Annotated in this window: 12 protein-coding genes; 7 read left to right on the forward strand and 5 right to left on the reverse strand. The window is 71.0% G+C overall.

Annotated elements, in window-relative coordinates; genetic code table 11:
* Positions 1-105 precede the first annotated feature (105 nt).
* Positions 106-594 (reverse strand): ribose-5-phosphate isomerase, encoded by a 489-nt coding sequence (locus FGW37_RS10970; protein WP_179080900.1) that lies wholly within the window; start codon positions 592-594, stop codon positions 106-108.
* A 167-nt stretch (positions 595-761) separates the two neighbouring features.
* On the opposite strand from FGW37_RS10970, the gene FGW37_RS10975 reads away from it, so the two are divergent.
* Positions 762-2,204: an amino acid permease gene (locus tag FGW37_RS10975; protein ID WP_179080901.1), complete on the forward strand. Its 1,443-nt coding sequence runs from the start codon at positions 762-764 to the stop codon at positions 2,202-2,204.
* Positions 2,205-2,271: 67 nt separating this feature from the next.
* Here FGW37_RS10975 and FGW37_RS10980 read toward each other — a convergent pair whose 3' ends face one another.
* A complete protein-coding gene (locus tag FGW37_RS10980) occupies positions 2,272-2,874 on the reverse strand; it encodes a biotin transporter BioY (protein WP_179080902.1) in 603 nt (200 codons plus the stop codon).
* 282 nt (positions 2,875-3,156) lie between these two features.
* On the opposite strand from FGW37_RS10980, the gene FGW37_RS10985 reads away from it, so the two are divergent.
* The 3 genes from FGW37_RS10985 (at position 3,157) to FGW37_RS10995 (ending at position 6,974) form a co-directional block, all read left to right on the forward strand.
* Positions 3,157-4,551, forward strand: coding sequence for an amino acid permease (locus FGW37_RS10985; protein WP_179080903.1), 1,395 nt, complete (start codon positions 3,157-3,159; stop codon positions 4,549-4,551).
* A 182-nt stretch (positions 4,552-4,733) separates the two neighbouring features.
* On the forward strand, positions 4,734-6,146 hold the full coding sequence (locus FGW37_RS10990; RefSeq protein WP_179080904.1) for an amino acid permease: 1,413 nt from the start codon (positions 4,734-4,736) through the stop codon (positions 6,144-6,146).
* A 189-nt stretch (positions 6,147-6,335) separates the two neighbouring features.
* Positions 6,336-6,974 carry a superoxide dismutase gene (locus tag FGW37_RS10995; protein WP_058044431.1) on the forward strand — a complete coding sequence of 213 codons (639 nt, stop codon included), beginning with the start codon at positions 6,336-6,338 and terminating at the stop codon, positions 6,972-6,974.
* Between the two features lie 99 nt (positions 6,975-7,073).
* On the opposite strand, the gene FGW37_RS11000 is transcribed toward FGW37_RS10995, so the two are convergent.
* Together FGW37_RS11000 and FGW37_RS11005 are read right to left on the reverse strand one after the other, a co-directional pair.
* Positions 7,074-7,667, reverse strand: coding sequence for a hypothetical protein (locus FGW37_RS11000; RefSeq protein WP_179080905.1), 594 nt, complete (start codon positions 7,665-7,667; stop codon positions 7,074-7,076).
* A gap of 112 nt (positions 7,668-7,779) precedes the next feature.
* On the reverse strand, positions 7,780-8,424 hold the full coding sequence (locus FGW37_RS11005) for a DsbA family oxidoreductase (RefSeq protein ID WP_281394817.1): 645 nt from the start codon (positions 8,422-8,424) through the stop codon (positions 7,780-7,782).
* Between the two features lie 107 nt (positions 8,425-8,531).
* Between FGW37_RS11005 and pepN the strand changes: the two genes are divergently transcribed.
* Entirely contained in the window at positions 8,532-11,123 is a 2,592-nt protein-coding gene (gene pepN, locus FGW37_RS11010) for an aminopeptidase N (RefSeq protein WP_179080906.1), read from the forward strand.
* Between the two features lie 263 nt (positions 11,124-11,386).
* Entirely contained in the window at positions 11,387-12,442 is a 1,056-nt protein-coding gene (locus tag FGW37_RS11015; RefSeq protein WP_179080907.1) for a hypothetical protein, read from the forward strand.
* 7 nt (positions 12,443-12,449) lie between these two features.
* Here the strand turns inward: FGW37_RS11015 and FGW37_RS11020 are convergent, their stop codons facing one another.
* On the reverse strand, positions 12,450-14,198 hold the full coding sequence (locus FGW37_RS11020) for a TIGR03767 family metallophosphoesterase (protein ID WP_179080908.1): 1,749 nt from the start codon (positions 14,196-14,198) through the stop codon (positions 12,450-12,452).
* 494 nt (positions 14,199-14,692) lie between these two features.
* Between FGW37_RS11020 and FGW37_RS11025 the strand changes: the two genes are divergently transcribed.
* Positions 14,693-17,998, forward strand: coding sequence for a S8 family serine peptidase (locus tag FGW37_RS11025; protein ID WP_179080909.1), 3,306 nt, complete (start codon positions 14,693-14,695; stop codon positions 17,996-17,998).
* Positions 17,999-18,169: the final 171 nt, after the last annotated feature.

Below are 18,169 nucleotides of genomic sequence, written 5' to 3' on the forward strand. Positions count from 1 at the left end.
CCCGAAACCGGGGCTCCGCCCCGGGCCCCGGACCGCGCTGCGCGCGGCGTCCTCAAGCGCCGGACAGGCTGAATCTTCCGCCTGCCCGGCGCCCGGGACGAGAGGTCAGTCCTGCTGGGGGTGGTGCGCCGGGATCTCCGGGAGCTCGCCCGTCTCCTCGTAGCGGGCCAGCATCTCGATGCGGCGGGTGTGCCGCTCCTCGCCGGAGTACGGCGTGGCCAGGAAGATCTCGACGAACTTCGTCGCCTCCTCCTGGGTGTGCATCCGGCCGCCGATGCTGATGACGTTGGCGTTGTTGTGCTCGCGGCCGAGGGCGGCCGTCTGCTCGCTCCAGGCGAGGGCGGCCCGGACGCCCTTGACCTTGTTCGCGGCGATCTGCTCGCCGTTGCCGGAGCCGCCGATCACGATGCCGAGGCTGTCGGCGGCGGCGGCGGTCCGCTCCGCGGCGCGGAGGCAGAACGGCGGGTAGTCGTCCTGGGCGTCGTAGATGTGGGGACCGCAGTCGACGGGCTCGTGGCCGTGGGCCTTGAGCCACTCGACGAGGTGGTTCTTGAGTTCGTAGCCGGCATGGTCGGAGCCGAGGTACACGCGCATGCGTCCGAGTGTGGCACGGACGGGGACCGTGATCGGCCAGCAGGTCATGGTAACGCTGAGTGAACACAACGAAATGGATTCGGGTCTTCCTAAAAACACCTTCGAAAAGTTCTAATGCGGTGGCTCGTAACCCGAGAACCAAAGGAACAACCCGAAGGAACGTGCATATGAGCGCGACACCGCCGACCATGACGAAGGGGTCGACGACCGGCGATCCCGGCAACGCCCCGGCGGCGGGCGGGGAAGGCCTCAAGGCCGGACTCAAGAACCGCCACCTGTCCATGATCGCCATTGGTGGTGTCATCGGTGCGGGCCTCTTCGTGGGTTCCGCCTCCGGCATCGCCGCCGCCGGCCCCGGCATTCTCATCTCCTACGCCCTCGTCGGCACGCTCGTCGTCTTCGTGATGCGGATGCTCGGCGAGATGGCCGCGGCCAACCCGACCTCCGGCTCGTTCTCCGCCTACGCGGACCGGGCGCTCGGACGCTGGGCCGGTTTCTCCATCGGCTGGCTGTACTGGTTCTTCTGGGTCGTCGTGCTGGCGGTCGAGGCGACCGCCGGCGCCGCCATCCTCAACGGCTGGATACCCTCCGTCCCGCAGTGGGCCTGGGCCCTGATCGTCATGATCGTGCTGACGGCGACCAACCTCGCCTCGGTCAGCTCGTACGGCGAGTTCGAGTTCTGGTTCGCCGGCATCAAGGTCGTCGCGATCGCCGCGTTCGTGATCATCGGCCTGCTCGCCGTCTTCGGTGTGCTCCCCGGCTCGGACAACCCGGGTGCGGGCCTGGACAACCTCACCGCGCACGGCGGGTTCCTGCCCAACGGAGCGGGAGCCATCCTCACCGGTGTGCTGATGGTCGTCTTCTCCTTCATGGGCAGCGAGATCGTCACGCTCGCCGCCGGTGAGTCCGAGGACCCGCAGCGCGCGGTCCGCCAGGCCACCAACAGCGTCATCTGGCGCATCGCCGTCTTCTACCTCGGCTCGATCTTCGTCGTGGTCAGCCTGCTCCCGTGGGACAGCAAGGAGATCGCGGACAAGGGCAGCTACGTCGCGGCGCTCGACTCGATCGGCATTCCGCACGCCGGCCAGATCATGAACGTCATCGTCCTGACGGCCGTGCTGTCCTGCCTGAACTCCGGCCTCTACACCGCCTCCCGCATGGCCTTCTCCCTCGGCCAGCGCGGCGACGCGCCGAAGTCCTTCGCCACGGTCAACAAGCGCGGCGTGCCGCAGGTCGCGATCCTCGCCTCGGTCGTCTTCGGCTTCGTGTCGGTGATCTTCAACTACGTCTGGCCGGACACCGTCTTCAAGTTCCTGCTGAACGCCTCCGGCGCCGTCGCCCTCTTCGTCTGGCTGGTGATCTGCTTCACCCAGCTGAAGATGCGCGGGATCATCCTGCGCGAGATGCCGGAGAAGCTCACGGTGAAGATGTGGCTCTTCCCGTACCTGACGTGGGCCACCATCGGCATGATCACCTTCGTGCTGGGCTACATGCTCTACACCGGCGGCGACAACCGGCAGACGGTGCTCGCCTCCTGCCTGGTGGGTGTGATCGTCGTGGCACTGGGCTTCGTCCTGGACCGCCGCCACCGCGCTGACGCCGGGCGCTGACCGGACCGCACACACGCAGAAGCCCGCGTCCCCGAGGGGGGACGCGGGCTTCTGCGTACGGAGGAGGTCAGCCCCGGCGGCCCAGGAGCTTCCACGCAGTGGGCAGCGCGCCCATGGCCAGTGCGGCCTTCAGTACGTCGCCGATGAGGAACGGCGTCAGGCCCGCCGCGACGGCGTCGGCGAGGGGCATGTGCGCCGCCAGGGCCAGGTACGGCACGCCGACCGCGTAGATGATCGCGGAGCCGAGCGCCATCGTGCCGGCGGTGCGCAGGACCGAGCGGTCGGCGCCGCGGCGGGCCAGGGCGCCGACGACGGTCGCGGCGAGCAGCATGCCGAGGACGTAGCCGAAGGACGGGAAGGCGGCGCCGGACTTGGCCTCGGCGAACCACGGCATGCCCGCGACGCCCGCGACGGCGTACAGGGCGAGGGAGAGGAAGCCGCGGCGGGCGCCGAGGGCGGTGCCGACCAGCAGGGCCGCGAAGGTCTGGCCGCTGACGGGGACCGGGGAGCCGGGGACGGGGACGGCGATCTGCGCGGTGAGGCCGGTGAGGGCGGCTCCGCCCAGGATCAGGGCCGCGTCGCGCACGCGGGCGCGCCCGTCGGTTACGGCGGGGAGCAGATCGGCGAGGACCGTACCGGTCCGGGGAACAGAGGCAGCGGCGGTGGCCATCTTCACTCCGCAGATAAGTGGTGGGGACAAGTGACTTTGTGACGTTAGCCGAGGGCGCTCGAAGGGGCATCGCGCGGCAATGACAAAGGCGAGCCGTCCGGCTTGGAGACTTCCCCGGGTGGTTCCCGGTGCGGGCGGAATAGCGCGTGATGCTTGTCACTGGAGCTCGGTGAGGCTTGGCTCGGACCGCATTACCGGGAGAATGTGGAGTCACCTATACCCCTTTGCGCTCCGCGCGAAGATCGCCAGCGCCCTTCGCGCGGATCCGAGAGTACGAACTCCATGCACGACGCACCCCCCACCGCGGAGAGTCTCGCGGGCGAGAAAGAACCCCTGTCGGCCGGGCTCAAGCAGCGGCATCTGACGATGCTCGGGCTGGGCGGCGTCATCGGCGCCGGCCTCTTCGTCGGCTCCGGGGCCGGCATCGCCGTGGCGGGGCCGGGCATCGTCGTGTCCTACCTGATCGCGGGCGCGCTCGCGATGCTGGTGATGCGGATGCTCGGCGAGATGTCCGCCGCCATGCCCGCCTCGGGCGCCTTCTCGGTGCACGCCGAGCGGGCGCTGGGCCGCTGGGCCGGTTTCACCGTCGGCTGGCTGTACTGGTTCCTGCTGGTGGTCGTGCTGGCCGTGGAGGCCACGGGCGCGGCCCAGATCGCGAACGGCTGGGTGCCGGGCGTCCCGCAGTGGGCCTGGGTGCTGATCTTCATGGTGGTCTTCACGGCCGCCAACCTCACCGCCGTGAAGAACTTCGGCGAGTTCGAGTTCTGGTTCGCCGCGCTCAAGGTCGGCGCGATCGTCCTCTTCCTGGGGCTGAGCCTGCTGGCGGTCTTCGGCGTGCTGCCGGACACCGAGGCGGTGGGCTTCACCAACCTCACCGGCCAGGGCGGCTTCCTGCCCAACGGCGTGAGCGGTGTCGTCTCCGGCGTCCTCGCGGTCGTCTTCGCCTTCGGCGGCCTGGAGGTCCTCACGATCGCCGCGGCCGAGTCCGACGACCCGGCGCGCGCCGTCGGCCGCGCGGTGCGCAGCGCCGTGTGGCGCATCCTCTTCTTCTACGTGGGCTCGATGCTCGTCATCGTCACCCTGCTGCCGTGGTCGTCCATGGAGCCGGGCAAGAGCCCGTACGTGGCCGTGCTCGACCACATCGGCATCCCGGCCGCCGGGCAGATCATGAACATCGTGGTCTTCGTGGCGCTGCTGTCGGCGCTGAACGCCAACCTCTACGGCTCGTCGCGGATGGTCTTCTCGCTCGCCGAGCGCGGCGAGGCGCCGAAGGCGCTGCTGAAGGTGTCGGGCAGCGGCGTGCCGCGCCGGGCCGTGCTGGCCTCGGTCGCGTTCGGTTTCGCCTCGGTGATACTCAACCTGCAGTGGCCGGATTCGATCTTCCGGTACTTGCTCAATGCCGTGGGTGCGGTCCTGCTCTTCGTCTGGGGTCTGATCGCCGTCTCGCAGCTGCGGCTGCGGCGCCGGATCGAGCGGGAGATGCCCGAGCGGCTCGCCCTGCGGATGTGGTGCTTCCCCTATCTGACCTGGGTCGCTCTGGCCGGGATGGCCGGAGTGCTGGTGCTGATGCTGACCGACGAGGGGGCCCGGCCGCAGCTGATGTGGTCGGCCGCGGCGACCGGTGCCGTGCTCCTGGTGGCCGGGGTGCGCGAGCTCCGGCTGCGCCGGGCGGGCTGATCGCGGCCGCCCGGAGCGCTCCGGGCGGCTGAATTCCTTCACCTTCTGGCGAGATGTCAGGCACGGACAGTCATACCGCCGTCTGAATATCGGACAGCCCTGTCACAGGTGTTGTCCTGGGCGAACATGACCCCCACACTGAGGCAACTTTTCCGCTCTCACCCCACGGGACACACACGACCATGACTCGGACTTCTGCGACCTCCGCGCCCGAGCGCGCGGTCAGCGACCAGACGCCGGGCGGCACGGATCTGTCGCACGGCCTCAAGCAGCGCCACCTGTCGATGATCGCCCTCGGCGGGGTCATCGGCGCCGGCCTCTTCGTCGGCTCCGGCGCGGGCATCGCCGCGGCCGGTCCGGCCATCGTGCTCGCCTATGCCGCCTCCGGGTTGCTCGTGATGCTCGTGATGCGGATGCTGGGCGAGATGTCCGCGGCCAACCCGGCCTCGGGCACCTTCTCCGTGCACGCCGAGAAGGCGATAGGTCCCTGGGCGGGCTTCACGGCCGGCTGGATGTTCTGGGTGCAGCTCTGTGTGGGCGTCGCCGTCGAGGCGATCGGCGCGGCCCACATCATGCAGTCCTGGTTCCCCTCCACCGCGTCGTGGATATGGGTGCTGATCTTCATGGCCGTCTTCTGCGGGACGAACCTCGCGGCGGTCAGCAACTTCGGCGAGTTCGAATTCTGGTTCGCGACGCTCAAGGTCGCCGCGATCGGCATCTTCCTCGTCCTGGGCGTCCTCGCCATCTCCGGCGTGCTGCCGGGCACCGAGGCCCCGGGCGCCGACAACCTCACCGGTCACGGCGGCTTCGTCCCCAACGGCGCCAACGGCCTGGTCGTGGGCCTGCTCGCCTCGGTCTTCGCCTACGGCGGCCTGGAGACGGTGACGATCGCCGCGGCCGAGTCCGAGCAGCCGGTCAAGGGCGTCGCCCAGGCCGTCCGCACCGCGATGTGGCGGATCGCGCTCTTCTACGTCGGCTCGATGCTGGTCATCGTCACCGTGCTCCCCTGGAACGACAAGGCGCTCCTGACGGACGGCCCCTACGTGGCGGTGCTCAAGCACCTCGACATCCCGGCCGCCGGGCAGATCATGAACGTCATCGTGCTGATCGCCCTGCTCTCCGCGATGAACGCCAACATCTACGGCGCCTCCCGGATGTCGCACTCCCTGGTCGTGCGCGGCGAGGGCCCGCGGTTCCTGGCGAAGGTCACCGGCGGCGTGCCGCGGCTGACCGTGATCGCCTCCTCCGCCTTCGGCTTCTTCGCCGTCCTGCTCAGCTACTGGTGGCCCGACACCGTCTTCAAGTGGCTGCTGTACATGACGGGCGCCGCGGTGCTCGTGGTGTGGGGCTTCATCGCCGCCACCCAGCTGCGGATGCGCCGTCGGCTGGAGCGCTCGTCGCCGGAGAAGCTCGTGGTGAAGATGTGGCTCTTCCCGGGTCTGACCTGGGTGGCGCTGGCCGGGATCGTGGCGGTCCTCTCGCTGATGCTGCGCGAGGAGGACACCCGCGTCCAGCTGTACTTCACCGCCGGGCTGACGGGCGCCCTCGCCCTCATCGGCTACGTCCGGCAGCGCATGACGGCCGCGAAGCACTGACCGCGGGCCGCTGAGCGCGCCTTTCGGCCATCACCCACACCCCCCACGAGGCGGGCTGGGTCCTGATCTTCAGGACCTAGCCCGCCTCAGTCTTTCGTCGGAGATCACCCACCCTTACGGCCTGTCAGATGCTCTTGCTGGTAGCGTCTACCTGCAAGTTAATTGCAATAAGCAGTCGGAGGGCTCGGCATGGCCATCTACACACTTCCTGAACTTCCCTACGATTACGCTGCGCTGCAGCCGACGATCGACGCGAAGATCATCGAGCTGCACCACGACAAGCACCACGCGGCGTACGTCAAGGGCGCGAACGACACCCTGGAGCAGCTCGCCGAGGCCCGCGACAAGGACCAGTGGGGCGCCATCAACGGCCTGGAGAAGAACCTGGCCTTCCACCTCTCCGGTCACATCCTGCACAGCATCTACTGGCAGAACATGTCCGGCGACGGCGGCGGCGAGCCCCTGGACAAGGACGGCGTGGGCGAGCTCGCCGACGCCATCGCCGAGTCCTTCGGCTCCTTCGCCAAGTTCAAGGCGCAGCTGACCAAGGCCTCCGCGACCACCCAGGGCTCCGGCTGGGGTGTCCTCGCCTACGAGCCGATCAGCGGCAAGCTGATCGTCGAGCAGGTCTACGACCACCAGGGCAACGTCGGCCAGGGCTCGGTCCCGATCCTGGTCTTCGACGCCTGGGAGCACGCCTTCTACCTGCAGTACAAGAACCAGAAGGTCGACTTCATCGACGCCATGTGGGCCGTTGTCAACTGGCAGGACGTCGCCAAGCGCTTCGAGGCCGCCAAGCAGCGCGGCAACCTGCTGCTGGTTCCGTAATTCCGCAAGGGATTCCCCGGCGTCCTGCTCGTGATCGTCTTCTCACCCTTCACGTGGCAGGCGGAGAAGGCCCCCGCACTGCGGGGGCCTTCTCACTTCTCATGCGTGGCCGAACGCCTCGCCCGTCACCGTGAACCCCTTCGCGAGCCCCACGTCGTGCAGCCGGGCGAACCGGCCCGCGTCCCAGCGCGTGTGCACCGCGAAGCGGTAGTCGGCCGAGGCCGTGCCGTCGGCGGCGACCCGTACCGTGCCCGTCAGCCGGTACTCGAAGGCGCGCAGCGCCAGCCGCCAGTCCACACTCCCCCACGTCCGCGGGAGCTCCACCTCGCGCCAGCCGCTGTCCGCGGGGTAGGCGGCGGCCGTACGGGGCCCGTCGCGCCACCGCTCCAGGGCCTCGGCGCGCCACCGCTCCAGCTGCTCCCCGGCGGCGGTGCGCACGTCCGGGAGGGCGAGCAGGGCGTCCGCGTCCACGCGGTGGGCGGCGCCGGTGCCGCGCAGGTAGTGGCGCAGGGCTGCCGCCGCCCGGCGCAGGCCCAGTGCGGACCGCAGCGGGATCAGGGCCCGGCAGCCCGCGCGCAGCAGCAGGTCGTACGGGCGTACGGGCAGCTCCGCGTAGTGGCCTGCGGCCGGCGTGTCCCCGTCCGCCCGGCCCCCGTCGAAGCCCAGCGGCGGGGTGAGATCGGTCTGCCCCATACCGGGACATTAAGGGAGACGGGGCGTACACGCGCGCCGAACATCCGGTCACTGCGGGCCGGTGGGGGCTGGTCGCGCAGTTCCCCGCGCCCCTTACGGGGCGCGGCCGTCCTCAGTCGAAGACCGGACCCTGCGTCCGCGTGCGCTTGATCTCGTAGAAGCCCGGCGTCGAGGCGACCAGCAGCGTGCCGTCCCACAGTCTCGCCGCGGCCTCGCCCTTGGGGGCGGGCGTGACGACGGGGCCGAAGAAGGCGATCTGCTCGCCGTCCGCGCCCGGCACCGCGATGACCGGCGTACCGACGTCCTGGCCGACCTTGGAGATGCCCTCCTCGTGCGAGGCGCGCAGCTCGGCGTCGAAGGCGTCCGACCGGGCGGCGTCCGCCAGCTCGGCCGGCAGGCCCGCCTCCTCCAGGGCGGCGACGATCGTCGCGTGGTCCCGGGGCAGGCCCCGGTCGTGGAAGCGGGTGCCGAGGGCCGTGTAGAGCGGGCCGAGGGCCTCGTTGCCGAACTTCTGCTCGGCGGCGATGCACACCCGCACCGGTGCCCAGGTCCGGCCACCGGGCCGCATCGCCTCGCGGTACTCCGCGGGCACCTCGTCGAGCCGGTTCTCGTTGAGGACGGCCAGGCTCATCACGTGCCAGCGCACCTCGACGGGCCGCACCTTCTCGACCTCCAGCATCCAGCGCGAGGTCATCCACGCCCACGGGCAGGAGGGGTCGAACCAGAAGTCGGCACGGGTCTTCTCCACGGCAGTCACGTAGATCTCCTCATCAGGGCCATTCGGTAGCCGTTTCAACAAAGACACCCCGTGCCATGATTCCGCTGTTGCCCACAGACACACCATCCAGCCGAAGGAGTCCCGACGTGCCCGGTGAGAACCTGACCCGCGAGGAGGCCCGCGAGCGGGCCCGGCTGCTGGCCGTGGACGCCTACGAGGTCGCCCTCGACCTGCGGTCCGCGGTGGGGGCGGGACAGGAGCACCGGACGTTCCGGTCGGTCACCACGGTGCGCTTCCGCTGCACCGAGCCCGGGGCCGCGACGTTCGCGGACCTGCTGGCGCCCGCCGTGACGGCCGTGACCCTGAACGGCCGCGCCCTGGACCCGGCCGCCGTCTTCGACGGCTCGCGGATCGCGCTCACGGACCTGGCCGCCGAGAACGTCCTGGTCGTGGACGCGCAGTGCGCGTACAGCCGGACCGGCGAGGGCCTGCACCGCTTCGAGGACCCCGAGGACGGCGAGGTCTACCTCTACACCCAGTACGAGCCCGCCGACGCCCGCCGCGTCTTCGCGGGCTTCGAGCAGCCCGACCTCAAGGCACCCTTCGCCCTCTCGGTGACCGCGCCCGCCGGCTGGACGGTGCTGGGCAACGGCGCGCAGGCGGGCGAGCCCGAGCCCGTCGCGCCGTCCGCCGCCACGTGGCGCTTCGTGGAGACGCTGCCGATCTCCACGTACATCACGGCGGTCGTCGCCGGCCCGTACCACGTGGTCCGCGACCACTACAGCCGCAAGCTGCCCGACGGCACCGTCCTGGAGATCCCGCTGGGCGCGCTGTGCCGCAAGGGCCTGGCCCGGCACTTCGACGCGGACGACATCTTCACCGTCACCAAGCAGGGCCTGGACTTCTTCCACGACAACTTCGACTACCCGTACCCGTTCGGGAAGTACGACCAGGCGTTCGTGCCCGAGTACAACCTCGGCGCGATGGAGAACCCGGGCCTGGTGACCTTCCGCGAGGAGTTCGTCTTCCGCGGCAAGGTGACGCAGACGTCCTACGAGGGCCGGGCCAACGTCATCCTGCACGAGATGGCGCACATGTGGTTCGGCGACCTGGTCACCATGGAGTGGTGGGACGACCTGTGGCTGAAGGAGTCCTTCGCCGACTTCATGGGGACCTTCTCGATGGTGGAGGCGACCCGCTTCGACCACGGCTGGATCACCTTCGCCAACCGGCGCAAGGCGTGGGCGTACCGCGCCGACCAGCTGCCCTCCACCCATCCGATCACGGCCGACATCCACGACCTGGAGGAGGCCAAGCTCAACTTCGACGGCATCACCTACGCCAAGGGCGCCTCGGTCCTCAAGCAGCTCGTCGCCTACGCGGGGCGCGAGGCCTTCCTGGAGGGCGCACGGCGCTACTTCAAGCGGCACGCCTTCGGCAACACGCGCCTGACCGACCTGCTGGAGGTGCTGGAGGAGACCTCCGGCCGGGACATGGGCGCCTGGGCGCGCTCCTGGCTGCAGACCGCGGGCGTCAACTCGCTCACGCCGCTCGCCACGTACGACGCAGCCGACCGGATCACCGAGCTCGCGATCCTGCAGGAGGCCTCGCCCGAACACCCCGAGCTGCGCCCCCACCGCGTGGCCGTGGGCCTCTACCGCCGCGACGCCGGCGGCGCGCTGGTGCGCTACGCCCGCACCGAGGTCGACGTCGCGGGCCCGCGCACGGTCGTGGCCGAGCAGGCCGGAGCCGAGCGCCCGGAGCTGATCCTGGTCAACGACGACGACCTGACCTACTGCAAGGTCCGCTTCGACGAGGGCTCGCTGGAGACGCTGCGCGCCCGCCTCGGCGACCTCGCGGACCCGCTCGCTCGCGCCCTGTGCTGGTCGGCGCTGTGGAACCTCACCCGCGACGGGCTGATGCCCGCCCGCGACTTCCTCTCCCTCGTGGAGCGGTTCGCGGGCGCCGAGAGCGAGGTCGGCGTGCTGCAGATGCTGCAGGCGTGGGCGCGGTCGGCCCTGGTGCACTACGTGGCGCCCGCGTGGCGCGAGGAGGGCGCCCGGGCCCTCGCCGAGGGCGCGCTGCGCGAGCTGCGGCTCGCCGAGCCGGGCAGCGGTCACCAGCTGGCGTGGGCGCGCTTCTTCGCCCAGCTCGCCTCCTCCCCTTCCGACCTGCAGCTGCTGCGCGGACTGCTGGAGGGGTCCGCGAAGATCGACGGGCTGGAGGTGGACCAGGAGCTGCGCTGGGCGTTCCTGGCCTCGCTGGCGGCGCAGGGCGCGGCCGACGAGGCGGCGATCGGCGCGGAGCTCGCCCGCGACAACACCGCCTCCGGCGAACGGCACCGCGTCCGCTGCCTGGCCTCCCGGCCGTCCGCCGAGGTGAAGGAGGAGGCCTGGCAGACGGTCGTCGCCTCCGACAAGCTCTCCAACGCGCTGGCCGAGGCCACCATCGCGGGCTTCGACCAGCCCGGGCAGCGGCAGCTCCTCGCGACGTACGCCGAGCGCTACTTCGCGGTGATCGAAGGCATCTGGCGCGAGCGGTCCATCGAGTACGCCATGGCCGTCGTGCGGGGGCTCTTCCCGATGCTGCAGGACGACTCCCGCACCCTCGGTGCGGCCGACGCGTGGCTCGCGGAGCACGCGGACGCGCCCGCGGCGCTGCGGCGGCTCGTACTGGAGGCTCGCGACGACCTCGCCCGCGCGCTGCGGGCGCAGGAACGCGACGCGGCCGCGGAGTAAGTCCGCGGGGGGCGGGGTACGGTCCGGCTGCGGGGGGCTCCCGCAGCCGGGGCGTGCGGAGTCTGCTGAGCCGCGGTCGGCACCGCCGAATACGCATACGTGGGTTTCTCGCCGCTGCGGCGGAAACAAGGAGGCTCGTCGCCCCTCGCCCGGAGACGGGAAGGTCGTCGAACACCCGTACTTTAGGACGGCGTTGTCCGGAATTGTCGACGGGGCTGTAACACCGGGTTAGGGCCCGCCGCGGACGCGGGAACGTGCCCGGCATGAACTCCGACACCCCTCTCTCCCCGCGCCCCCTGCACCACCTCTCCGACGTCCGTCACCGTGTCATGACAGCACGTCAGCTGCGCGACCACGGTGTGTCCGGACCCGCCGCCGGGGAGCGCTGCCGCCCCGGCGGCCCCTGGCAGCAGCTGCTGCCCGGGGTCTTCCTGCTCCGCACGGGGCCCGCCACCAGCGAGGAGCGGCTGCACGCCGCCCTGCTGTACACGGTCCCGCGCACCCAGGGCCCGCCCGCCCAGCCGGGCCCCGGCACCGCCACCGCCGCGGCCCGGGAGGCCGCGGCCGGCCCCTACGGCTCCGCGATGATCACCGGTGCGGCGGCGCTGGCTCTGCACCGCTTCACCTCCGTGCCGCCGCTGCTCGCCCTCGACCACATCGACGTGCTCGTGCCGCGCACCCGCCGGCTGCGGACGTCCGGTTTCGTACGGATCGTGCGGGCCCACGCCCTGCCGCACCCCCGGCTGCTGACGGGGGTGCCCGTGGCACCGGTCGCGCGGGCGGTCGCGGACACCGTCGCCCAGCTCACCGACGCCTCCACGGTGCGCCGGCTGCTGGCCGAGGCCGTGCGCGGCGGGCACTGCGAAGCGGCCGCCGTCGTCAAGGAGTTGACGCGGGCGCGGCTGCTGGCGCGGGCGCACGTGGTGGACGCGGTGGACACACTGCTGGCCGAGGGCCGGGCCGTCGCCGAGGGCCGGCTCTACGACCTGGTGCGCGACCACCGGCTGCCCGCCCCGCTGTGGAACGTGGACCTGCGGCTGCCGGGCGGCCCGTGCCTGGGCCGGGTGGACGCGTTCTGGCCCGAGCACAGCGTGGCCGTGGAGATCGATTCGCGGACGCCGCGCCAGGACGACGACGCGGTGTGGTCGGCGCAGTTCCGCAAGCGGGAGCACCTGGAGCGGCTCGGGGTCATGGTCGTGCACATCACGCCGAAGAAGCTGCGCGAGACCCCCGAGCAGCAGGCCGCGGTGGTCCGCACCGCCCTGATGGCGTCGGCCGACCGCGACCCTGCCGCGTATCTGGTGGTGCTGCCCCGGTGACGCCGGCTCAGCGCCGGGAGAGCAGCAGCTCGGTGTTGCGGTCGGCGGGCGCGCCGGCCAGGGAGACGTCCGATCCGGGGGCGTTGAAGGCCAGTTCCCGGTAGAGGGAGGCGAGTCCGGTCTGGGAGAGATCGCCGAGGTCGGTGCGGTAGGGGGCGGCGGATTCGATGAGCGTGGTGAACAGCGAGACCGTGCCGTCGTGGTTGTCCGCGACCTCGATGACGCGCGCGAGCTGCGGGTAGTCGACGTGCGAGGCGGTGGCGATCTCCCAGAAGGTGCCGCGGGGGCGGATCCGGTTGCGGTGGCTGTGGCCGTTGATCCAGGCGAGGACGTTGCGGTGATCCTGCAGGACGGCGATCAGCTCGTTGCCGTCGTGGCGGTCCTCGCCGGGGTGGGTGGGGTCGGGGGTGAGGTTGTCCATGCTCCAGCTGGGGTGGTGGCTGAAGACGAGCGCGTACTTGTCCGCGTAGCGCTTCAAGGTGCGCTCCAGCCAGCGCAGTTGGCCGGTGCCGAGCGAGCCCTGGTAGTGGCCTCCGGGGTCGGTGGTGTCGAGGCTGATGCCGATGACCTTGTCGGAGATCTTGAAGGAGTAGTAGAGGTCGCCCGAGTCGAGGTTGTCGCGGGTGTAGCCGTGGCCGACCGGGCCGCGGCCCTTGTAGCGGGGGTCGAGGTGAGCGGCCACGTACTGCCGGGAGGTCAGCGGCACCCGGCGGGGGTCGGCGGTGACGGTGCGCATCTCCTTCCGGTGCGCCTTCAGCAGCTCCTCGATCCGCTTGCCCTTGGGGTCGACGCCCTTGGACTCGCCCTCCATCAGCCACTTGGCCTCGGCGGCGGAGATGATCTGGAGCTTCTTGTTGCCCGTCGCGGCCTCGGCGATGAAGGTGCCCGCGGCCGGGTAGCAGCCGCCGGAGAGGCCGTCGTGGTTGCCGTAGGTGGAGTACCAGGGGACGTTCAGGCCGGGGCTGTTGACCTGGCGGGTGGCGGCGCCGAGGTAGCCGGGGATGCGCGGGAAGCCGGCCTGCTTGTCCTGGTCGCGCAGGGCGCTCTCGGGCTGCCAGAAGAGCTTCAGCCCGCTGTTCTGGACGCCCTCGTAGTGGCGCGGGTCACCGGTGTTGGGGTTCATGCGGCCGCCGCTCATGGCGGTGAGGAACCACTCGACCTCGATCCGCGCGTTCTCGTCGCCGTTGTCCCCGGTGGTGATGACGAAGGACAGCGGCGCACCGGTCGCGGGCCCGCGCCGGAGCTTGTTGACGCGCTCGATCAGCGAGACCACGCCGGGCAGGGTCAGCGCCTCGTGCGGACGCCATGCGCCGGGCTCGCCGGACCGGAAGAACTCGTAGCGCAGCGGGTGCTGCACGTCCGTCAGGTGCAGGTCGGTGAACTGCACGAAGGAGGCCAGCGTCGTGCGCCGGTCCTCGCGGCCGCGCTGCGCCCCGGCCAGCTCGCCGCGCACCTGCCGCGGCCAGCCGGGGCCGTCGCCGAGCTTGCGGTATCCGGAGGTGCCGCGCGGGGCGGCCACGGAGACGAGGGTCGTCCCGGCCCCGTTCGGACCGGCCACGGCCGCGGCGTCCGCGCTCGCCGAGGCGGCCCGCGCCGCGCCCGAAGTGCTCGGATCCGGCGGCTGGGCCACGGCCGGCACCGAGTCCGCCCCCAGGGCCAGTCCGATGCCGGTGGCGGTGGTCACGGCCCCCGCTGCCGCGAGGAACGTACGGCGGTCGAGGCGGGCGTCTGCGGATCTGTCTGATCTGCGGTGCATAGCGGTCTCCCCGAGTGCGAACGCGAAGCGGGCTGAAGCGGGCTCCGGGCTGCGGAGCGTTGCCGGCGGCGATCCTTCCTACCGAGGATCGTTGGCAGCGGGGGTGACCTGGGCGTGAACGCGGCCGCAACGGCCGCCGCCGATCACCGCACATCGATCTTGGCGAATGCGAACGGACATACAGCACTCGTCCCCTGGCGGACTGACGCTCACTCAGCGTTCACTCTCGGGTGGAACACTGGGCAGGTTCTGGGGCCGGAGCTGTAGTCCGTTTGCCCTAGAGCCTCTGAGCTGCGGGAACGCCGCTGACCGCTTCACGGCCTCCGTCACGCTTCCTCCCGACTGGCGCCTGGCGGGTTTACGCCATCCTTACGTTCCCTCTCCGACAACTCTCCCCAAACCCCCGTCACTTCCATAAAAGTGATCGGTCATCCGGCTCCGATTTCCGGACGCCCGCTGTTCAGCGGCGCCTTCACGTCAAGCCAGGGATGGACATGACCCCCGAATCCCGTAACACGCGCCCCGGCGGCGCAAGACGCCCGGTCCGAATAGCCGTCGCGGCCTCCCTCGTGGCCGCCCTCACGGCCGCGGGCGCCGCACCCGCCTTCGCTGACGACCCGTTGCCCGCTCCGGGCCCGGTCAAATCGCCCGCGGACAAGCTCGGTTCGCACGACGCCGCCCTGCTCGCCGGGGCCAAGGCCGGCGGCGACAAGACGGTCACGATGATGATCGCCACCGCGCCCGGGCAGACCGCCCAGGTCGCCGGCAAACTCGGCGCCATCAAGGGCGCGTCGGTCGGCCGCACGGACGACAAGCTCGGTTACGTCCGGGCCACCGTCCCCACGCCCAAGGCCGACGCTGCCATCGCCGAGGCGCAAAAGCTCGGCTCGGTGCACGGCATCGACCTCCGGCAGGAGATCAAGCTCCCGGACCCGACGCCGCGCGCCGACGCCGCCGAGGGCGCCCGCGGCGCCAAGGCCGGCAGCTTCCCCGCGCCGGGCAAGGACACCCCGGCGAAGAACCCCTATCAGCCGGCCTTCGAGACCGGTGCCGTGGACTTCGTCGAGGACCACCCCAAGGCCGACGGCCGGGGCGTGACCATCGGCATCCTCGACTCGGGCATCGACCTGGGCCACCCGGCGCTGCAGAAGACCACCACCGGCGAGCGCAAGATCGTCGACTGGGTGACCGCGACCGACCCGCTCACCGACCAGGACGGCACCTGGCTGCCGATGACGGCCGACGTCTCCGGCCCGTCCTTCTCCTTCAACGGCCGCAGCTACACGGTGCCCGGCAACGGCCCGTACCAGGTGGCCCTGTTCCGGGAGAACGCGACCGCCGGCGGCGACATGAAGGGCGACCTCAACCGGGACGGCGACACCACCGACTCCTGGGCGGTCCTCTACGACAAGGCCAAGGGCACCGTCCGCGTCGACCTCGGCGACGACGCCGGCTTCGGCGACGACGAGGAGATGAAGCCCTACAAGGACGGCTTCCAGGTCGGGTACTTCGGCAAGGACGACCCGGACACCGCGATCGCCGAGCGCATCCCCTTCGTCGTGCAGATCCGCAAGGACGTGCCGATGGACCCGAAGGGCGGCGACTGGGTCGGCAAGAAGGCCGACTTCGTCAGCATCGGCGTCATCGAGTCCGAGCACGGCACGCACGTCGCGGGCATCACCGCCGCCAACGGCCTCTTCGGCGGGAAGATGAACGGCGCCGCCCCCGGCGCCAAGCTCGTCTCCTCGCGCGCCTGCACCTGGAGCGGCGGCTGCACCAACGTCGCCCTGACCGAGGGCATGATCGACCTCGTGGTCAACCGCGGCGTCGACATCGTCAACATGTCGATCGGCGGCCTCCCCGCGCTCAACGACGGCAACAACGCCCGCTCCGAGCTCTACACGCGCCTCATCGACACCTACGGCGTGCAGCTGGTGATCTCCGCGGGCAACAGCGGCCCCGGCGCCAACACCATCGGCGACCCCGGCCTGGCCGACAAGGTCATCAGCGTCGGCGCCTCGGTCTCCAAGGAGACCTGGGCGGCGAACTACGGCTCGGAGGTGAAGACCAAGTACGCGATGATGCCCTTCTCCTCCCGCGGCCCGCGCGAGGACGGCGGCTTCACCCCGACGATCACCGCCCCCGGCGCCTCGGTCAACACCACGCCGACCTGGGAGCCCGGCGCCCCCGTCAAGGAGGCCGGCTACGACCTGCCGCCCGGCTACGGCATGCTGCAGGGCACCTCGATGGCCTCCCCGCAGGCCGCCGGCGCCTCCGCGCTGCTGATCTCGGCCGCCAAGCAGAAGAAGATCAAGCTCAGCCCGGCCGACCTGCGCACGGCGCTCACCAGCACCGCCAAGCAGATCAAGGGCGCGCAGGCCTACGAGCAGGGCGCCGGCCTGATCAACATCGAGGACGCCTGGGAGGCGCTGCGCGATCGCGCCACCGCCCACGAGTACACGGTGAAGGCGCCGGTCTCCACCGCGCTCTCCCCCGCGCTCAAGACCCCCGGCTTCGGCACCGGCCTCTACGACCGCGAGGGCGGGCTGAAGACCGGCGAGACCCGGACCTACGACGTCACGGTCACCCGTACCTCCGGCCCGGACAAGGCCGTCTGGCACGAGCTGAAGTGGCGCAACAACGACGGCACCTTCAAGCTCGCCGGTGACGGCGAGGTCAAGCTGCCGCTGAACAAGCCCGTGACCGTCCAGGTCAAGGCGAAGGCGAAGACGGCCGGCCTGCACAGCGCGATCCTCACCGTGGACGACGACCGCACCGAGGGCATCGACAAGCAGGTCCTCACGACCGTCGTCGCCGCCGAGCCGGTCGCCGCGCCGTCCTACGTGGTCAAGAAGGCCGCCAAGGCCGTGCGCAACGCCACCACCTCGTACTTCGTCAGCGTGCCGAAGGGCGCGAAGACCCTGGAGGTCGCGCTCGGCGGCCTGGCGAAGGACAGCCAGACGCGGTTCATCGCGATCAACCCCTACGGTGTGCCGGCCGACCCGACCTCCACGGTCAACTGCTACCCGAACTACCCGAACCCGGCCAACACCTGCCGCCCGGACCTGCGCAGCTACGCCAACCCGCTGCCGGGCGTCTGGGAGATCGAGGTCGAGTCGCGGCGGACCTCCCCGCTGCTGGAGAACCCCTACACGCTGACGGCCACCGCGCTCGGCGTCACCTTCGACCCGGCGACGCAGACCGTCGCCGAGGCGAAGGCCGGCACCCCGGTCGCCGTCTCCTGGAAGGCCGTCAACGGCTTCGCGGCGCTGGAGGGCAGGCTCAAGGGCGGTCAGCTGGGCTCCTCGAAGACCGCCCGGCCGGAGATCAAGGAGGGGGAGAAGCAGGTCACCAAGGTCACGCTCGGGGCCGGCGTCACCCGCTTCGACGCCGTGATCGGCGCCGCCGCCGACGCCAAGGCCGACCTGGATCTGACCGTCTTCAAGGACGGCAAGGCCGTGGGTTCCTCCACCAGCGGCGGCTCCGACGAGCTCGTGAGCCTGACCAAGCCGGCGGCGGGCGAGTACACCGTCGAGGTCACGGGCTACTCCGTGCCCGCGGGCTCGACCGCGTACGACTACCGCGACGTGTACTTCGCCCCCTCGCTGGGTGAGATCAAGGTCGCCGACGGCTCCGTCGTCAAGCTCGGCGCCGGGCAGTCCGCTCAGGTCGCGGCGGAGGTCGTGGTGGCGGGCGCGGCTCCGGAGGGGCGCTCCTTCTTCGGGGACGTGCAGCTGGTCAACGCGGCCGGGACGGTCGCGGGGAACGGCAGCGTGAAGATCGAGAAGGTCGTCGGCTAGCCGGAGGTGCGGCCGGGTGTACGTCCGGATGTACGGGCGGACGTACGGACTGACGAGGGGCGGGCGCACGGTATGGGTGCCCGCCCCTTTCGCGCTTCGAGCGCCCACTCGTGCGCTTCTCCGCGCTCCTACCGTGGCCCGGATTCCCGGAGGAGATTCGAGCGCAGGGTG

This window comes from Streptomyces rectiverticillatus (assembly GCF_013394065.1).
Taxonomy (GTDB): domain Bacteria; phylum Actinomycetota; class Actinomycetes; order Streptomycetales; family Streptomycetaceae; genus Streptomyces; species Streptomyces rectiverticillatus.

Coding starts and splice junctions, on each gene's coding strand:
- FGW37_RS10980 (WP_179080902.1), bottom strand. CDS start 2,874: ATGGCCACCGCCGCTGCCTCTGTTCCCCGGACCGGTACGGTCCTCGCC.
- FGW37_RS11015 (WP_179080907.1), top strand. CDS start 11,387: ATGAACTCCGACACCCCTCTCTCCCCGCGCCCCCTGCACCACCTCTCC.
- FGW37_RS11020 (WP_179080908.1), bottom strand. CDS start 14,198: ATGCACCGCAGATCAGACAGATCCGCAGACGCCCGCCTCGACCGCCGT.
- FGW37_RS10990 (WP_179080904.1), top strand. CDS start 4,734: ATGACTCGGACTTCTGCGACCTCCGCGCCCGAGCGCGCGGTCAGCGAC.
- FGW37_RS11025 (WP_179080909.1), top strand. CDS start 14,693: ATGACCCCCGAATCCCGTAACACGCGCCCCGGCGGCGCAAGACGCCCG.
- FGW37_RS10970 (WP_179080900.1), bottom strand. CDS start 594: ATGCGCGTGTACCTCGGCTCCGACCATGCCGGCTACGAACTCAAGAAC.
- FGW37_RS11000 (WP_179080905.1), bottom strand. CDS start 7,667: ATGGGGCAGACCGATCTCACCCCGCCGCTGGGCTTCGACGGGGGCCGG.
- FGW37_RS10995 (WP_058044431.1), top strand. CDS start 6,336: ATGGCCATCTACACACTTCCTGAACTTCCCTACGATTACGCTGCGCTG.
- FGW37_RS10985 (WP_179080903.1), top strand. CDS start 3,157: ATGCACGACGCACCCCCCACCGCGGAGAGTCTCGCGGGCGAGAAAGAA.
- FGW37_RS10975 (WP_179080901.1), top strand. CDS start 762: ATGAGCGCGACACCGCCGACCATGACGAAGGGGTCGACGACCGGCGAT.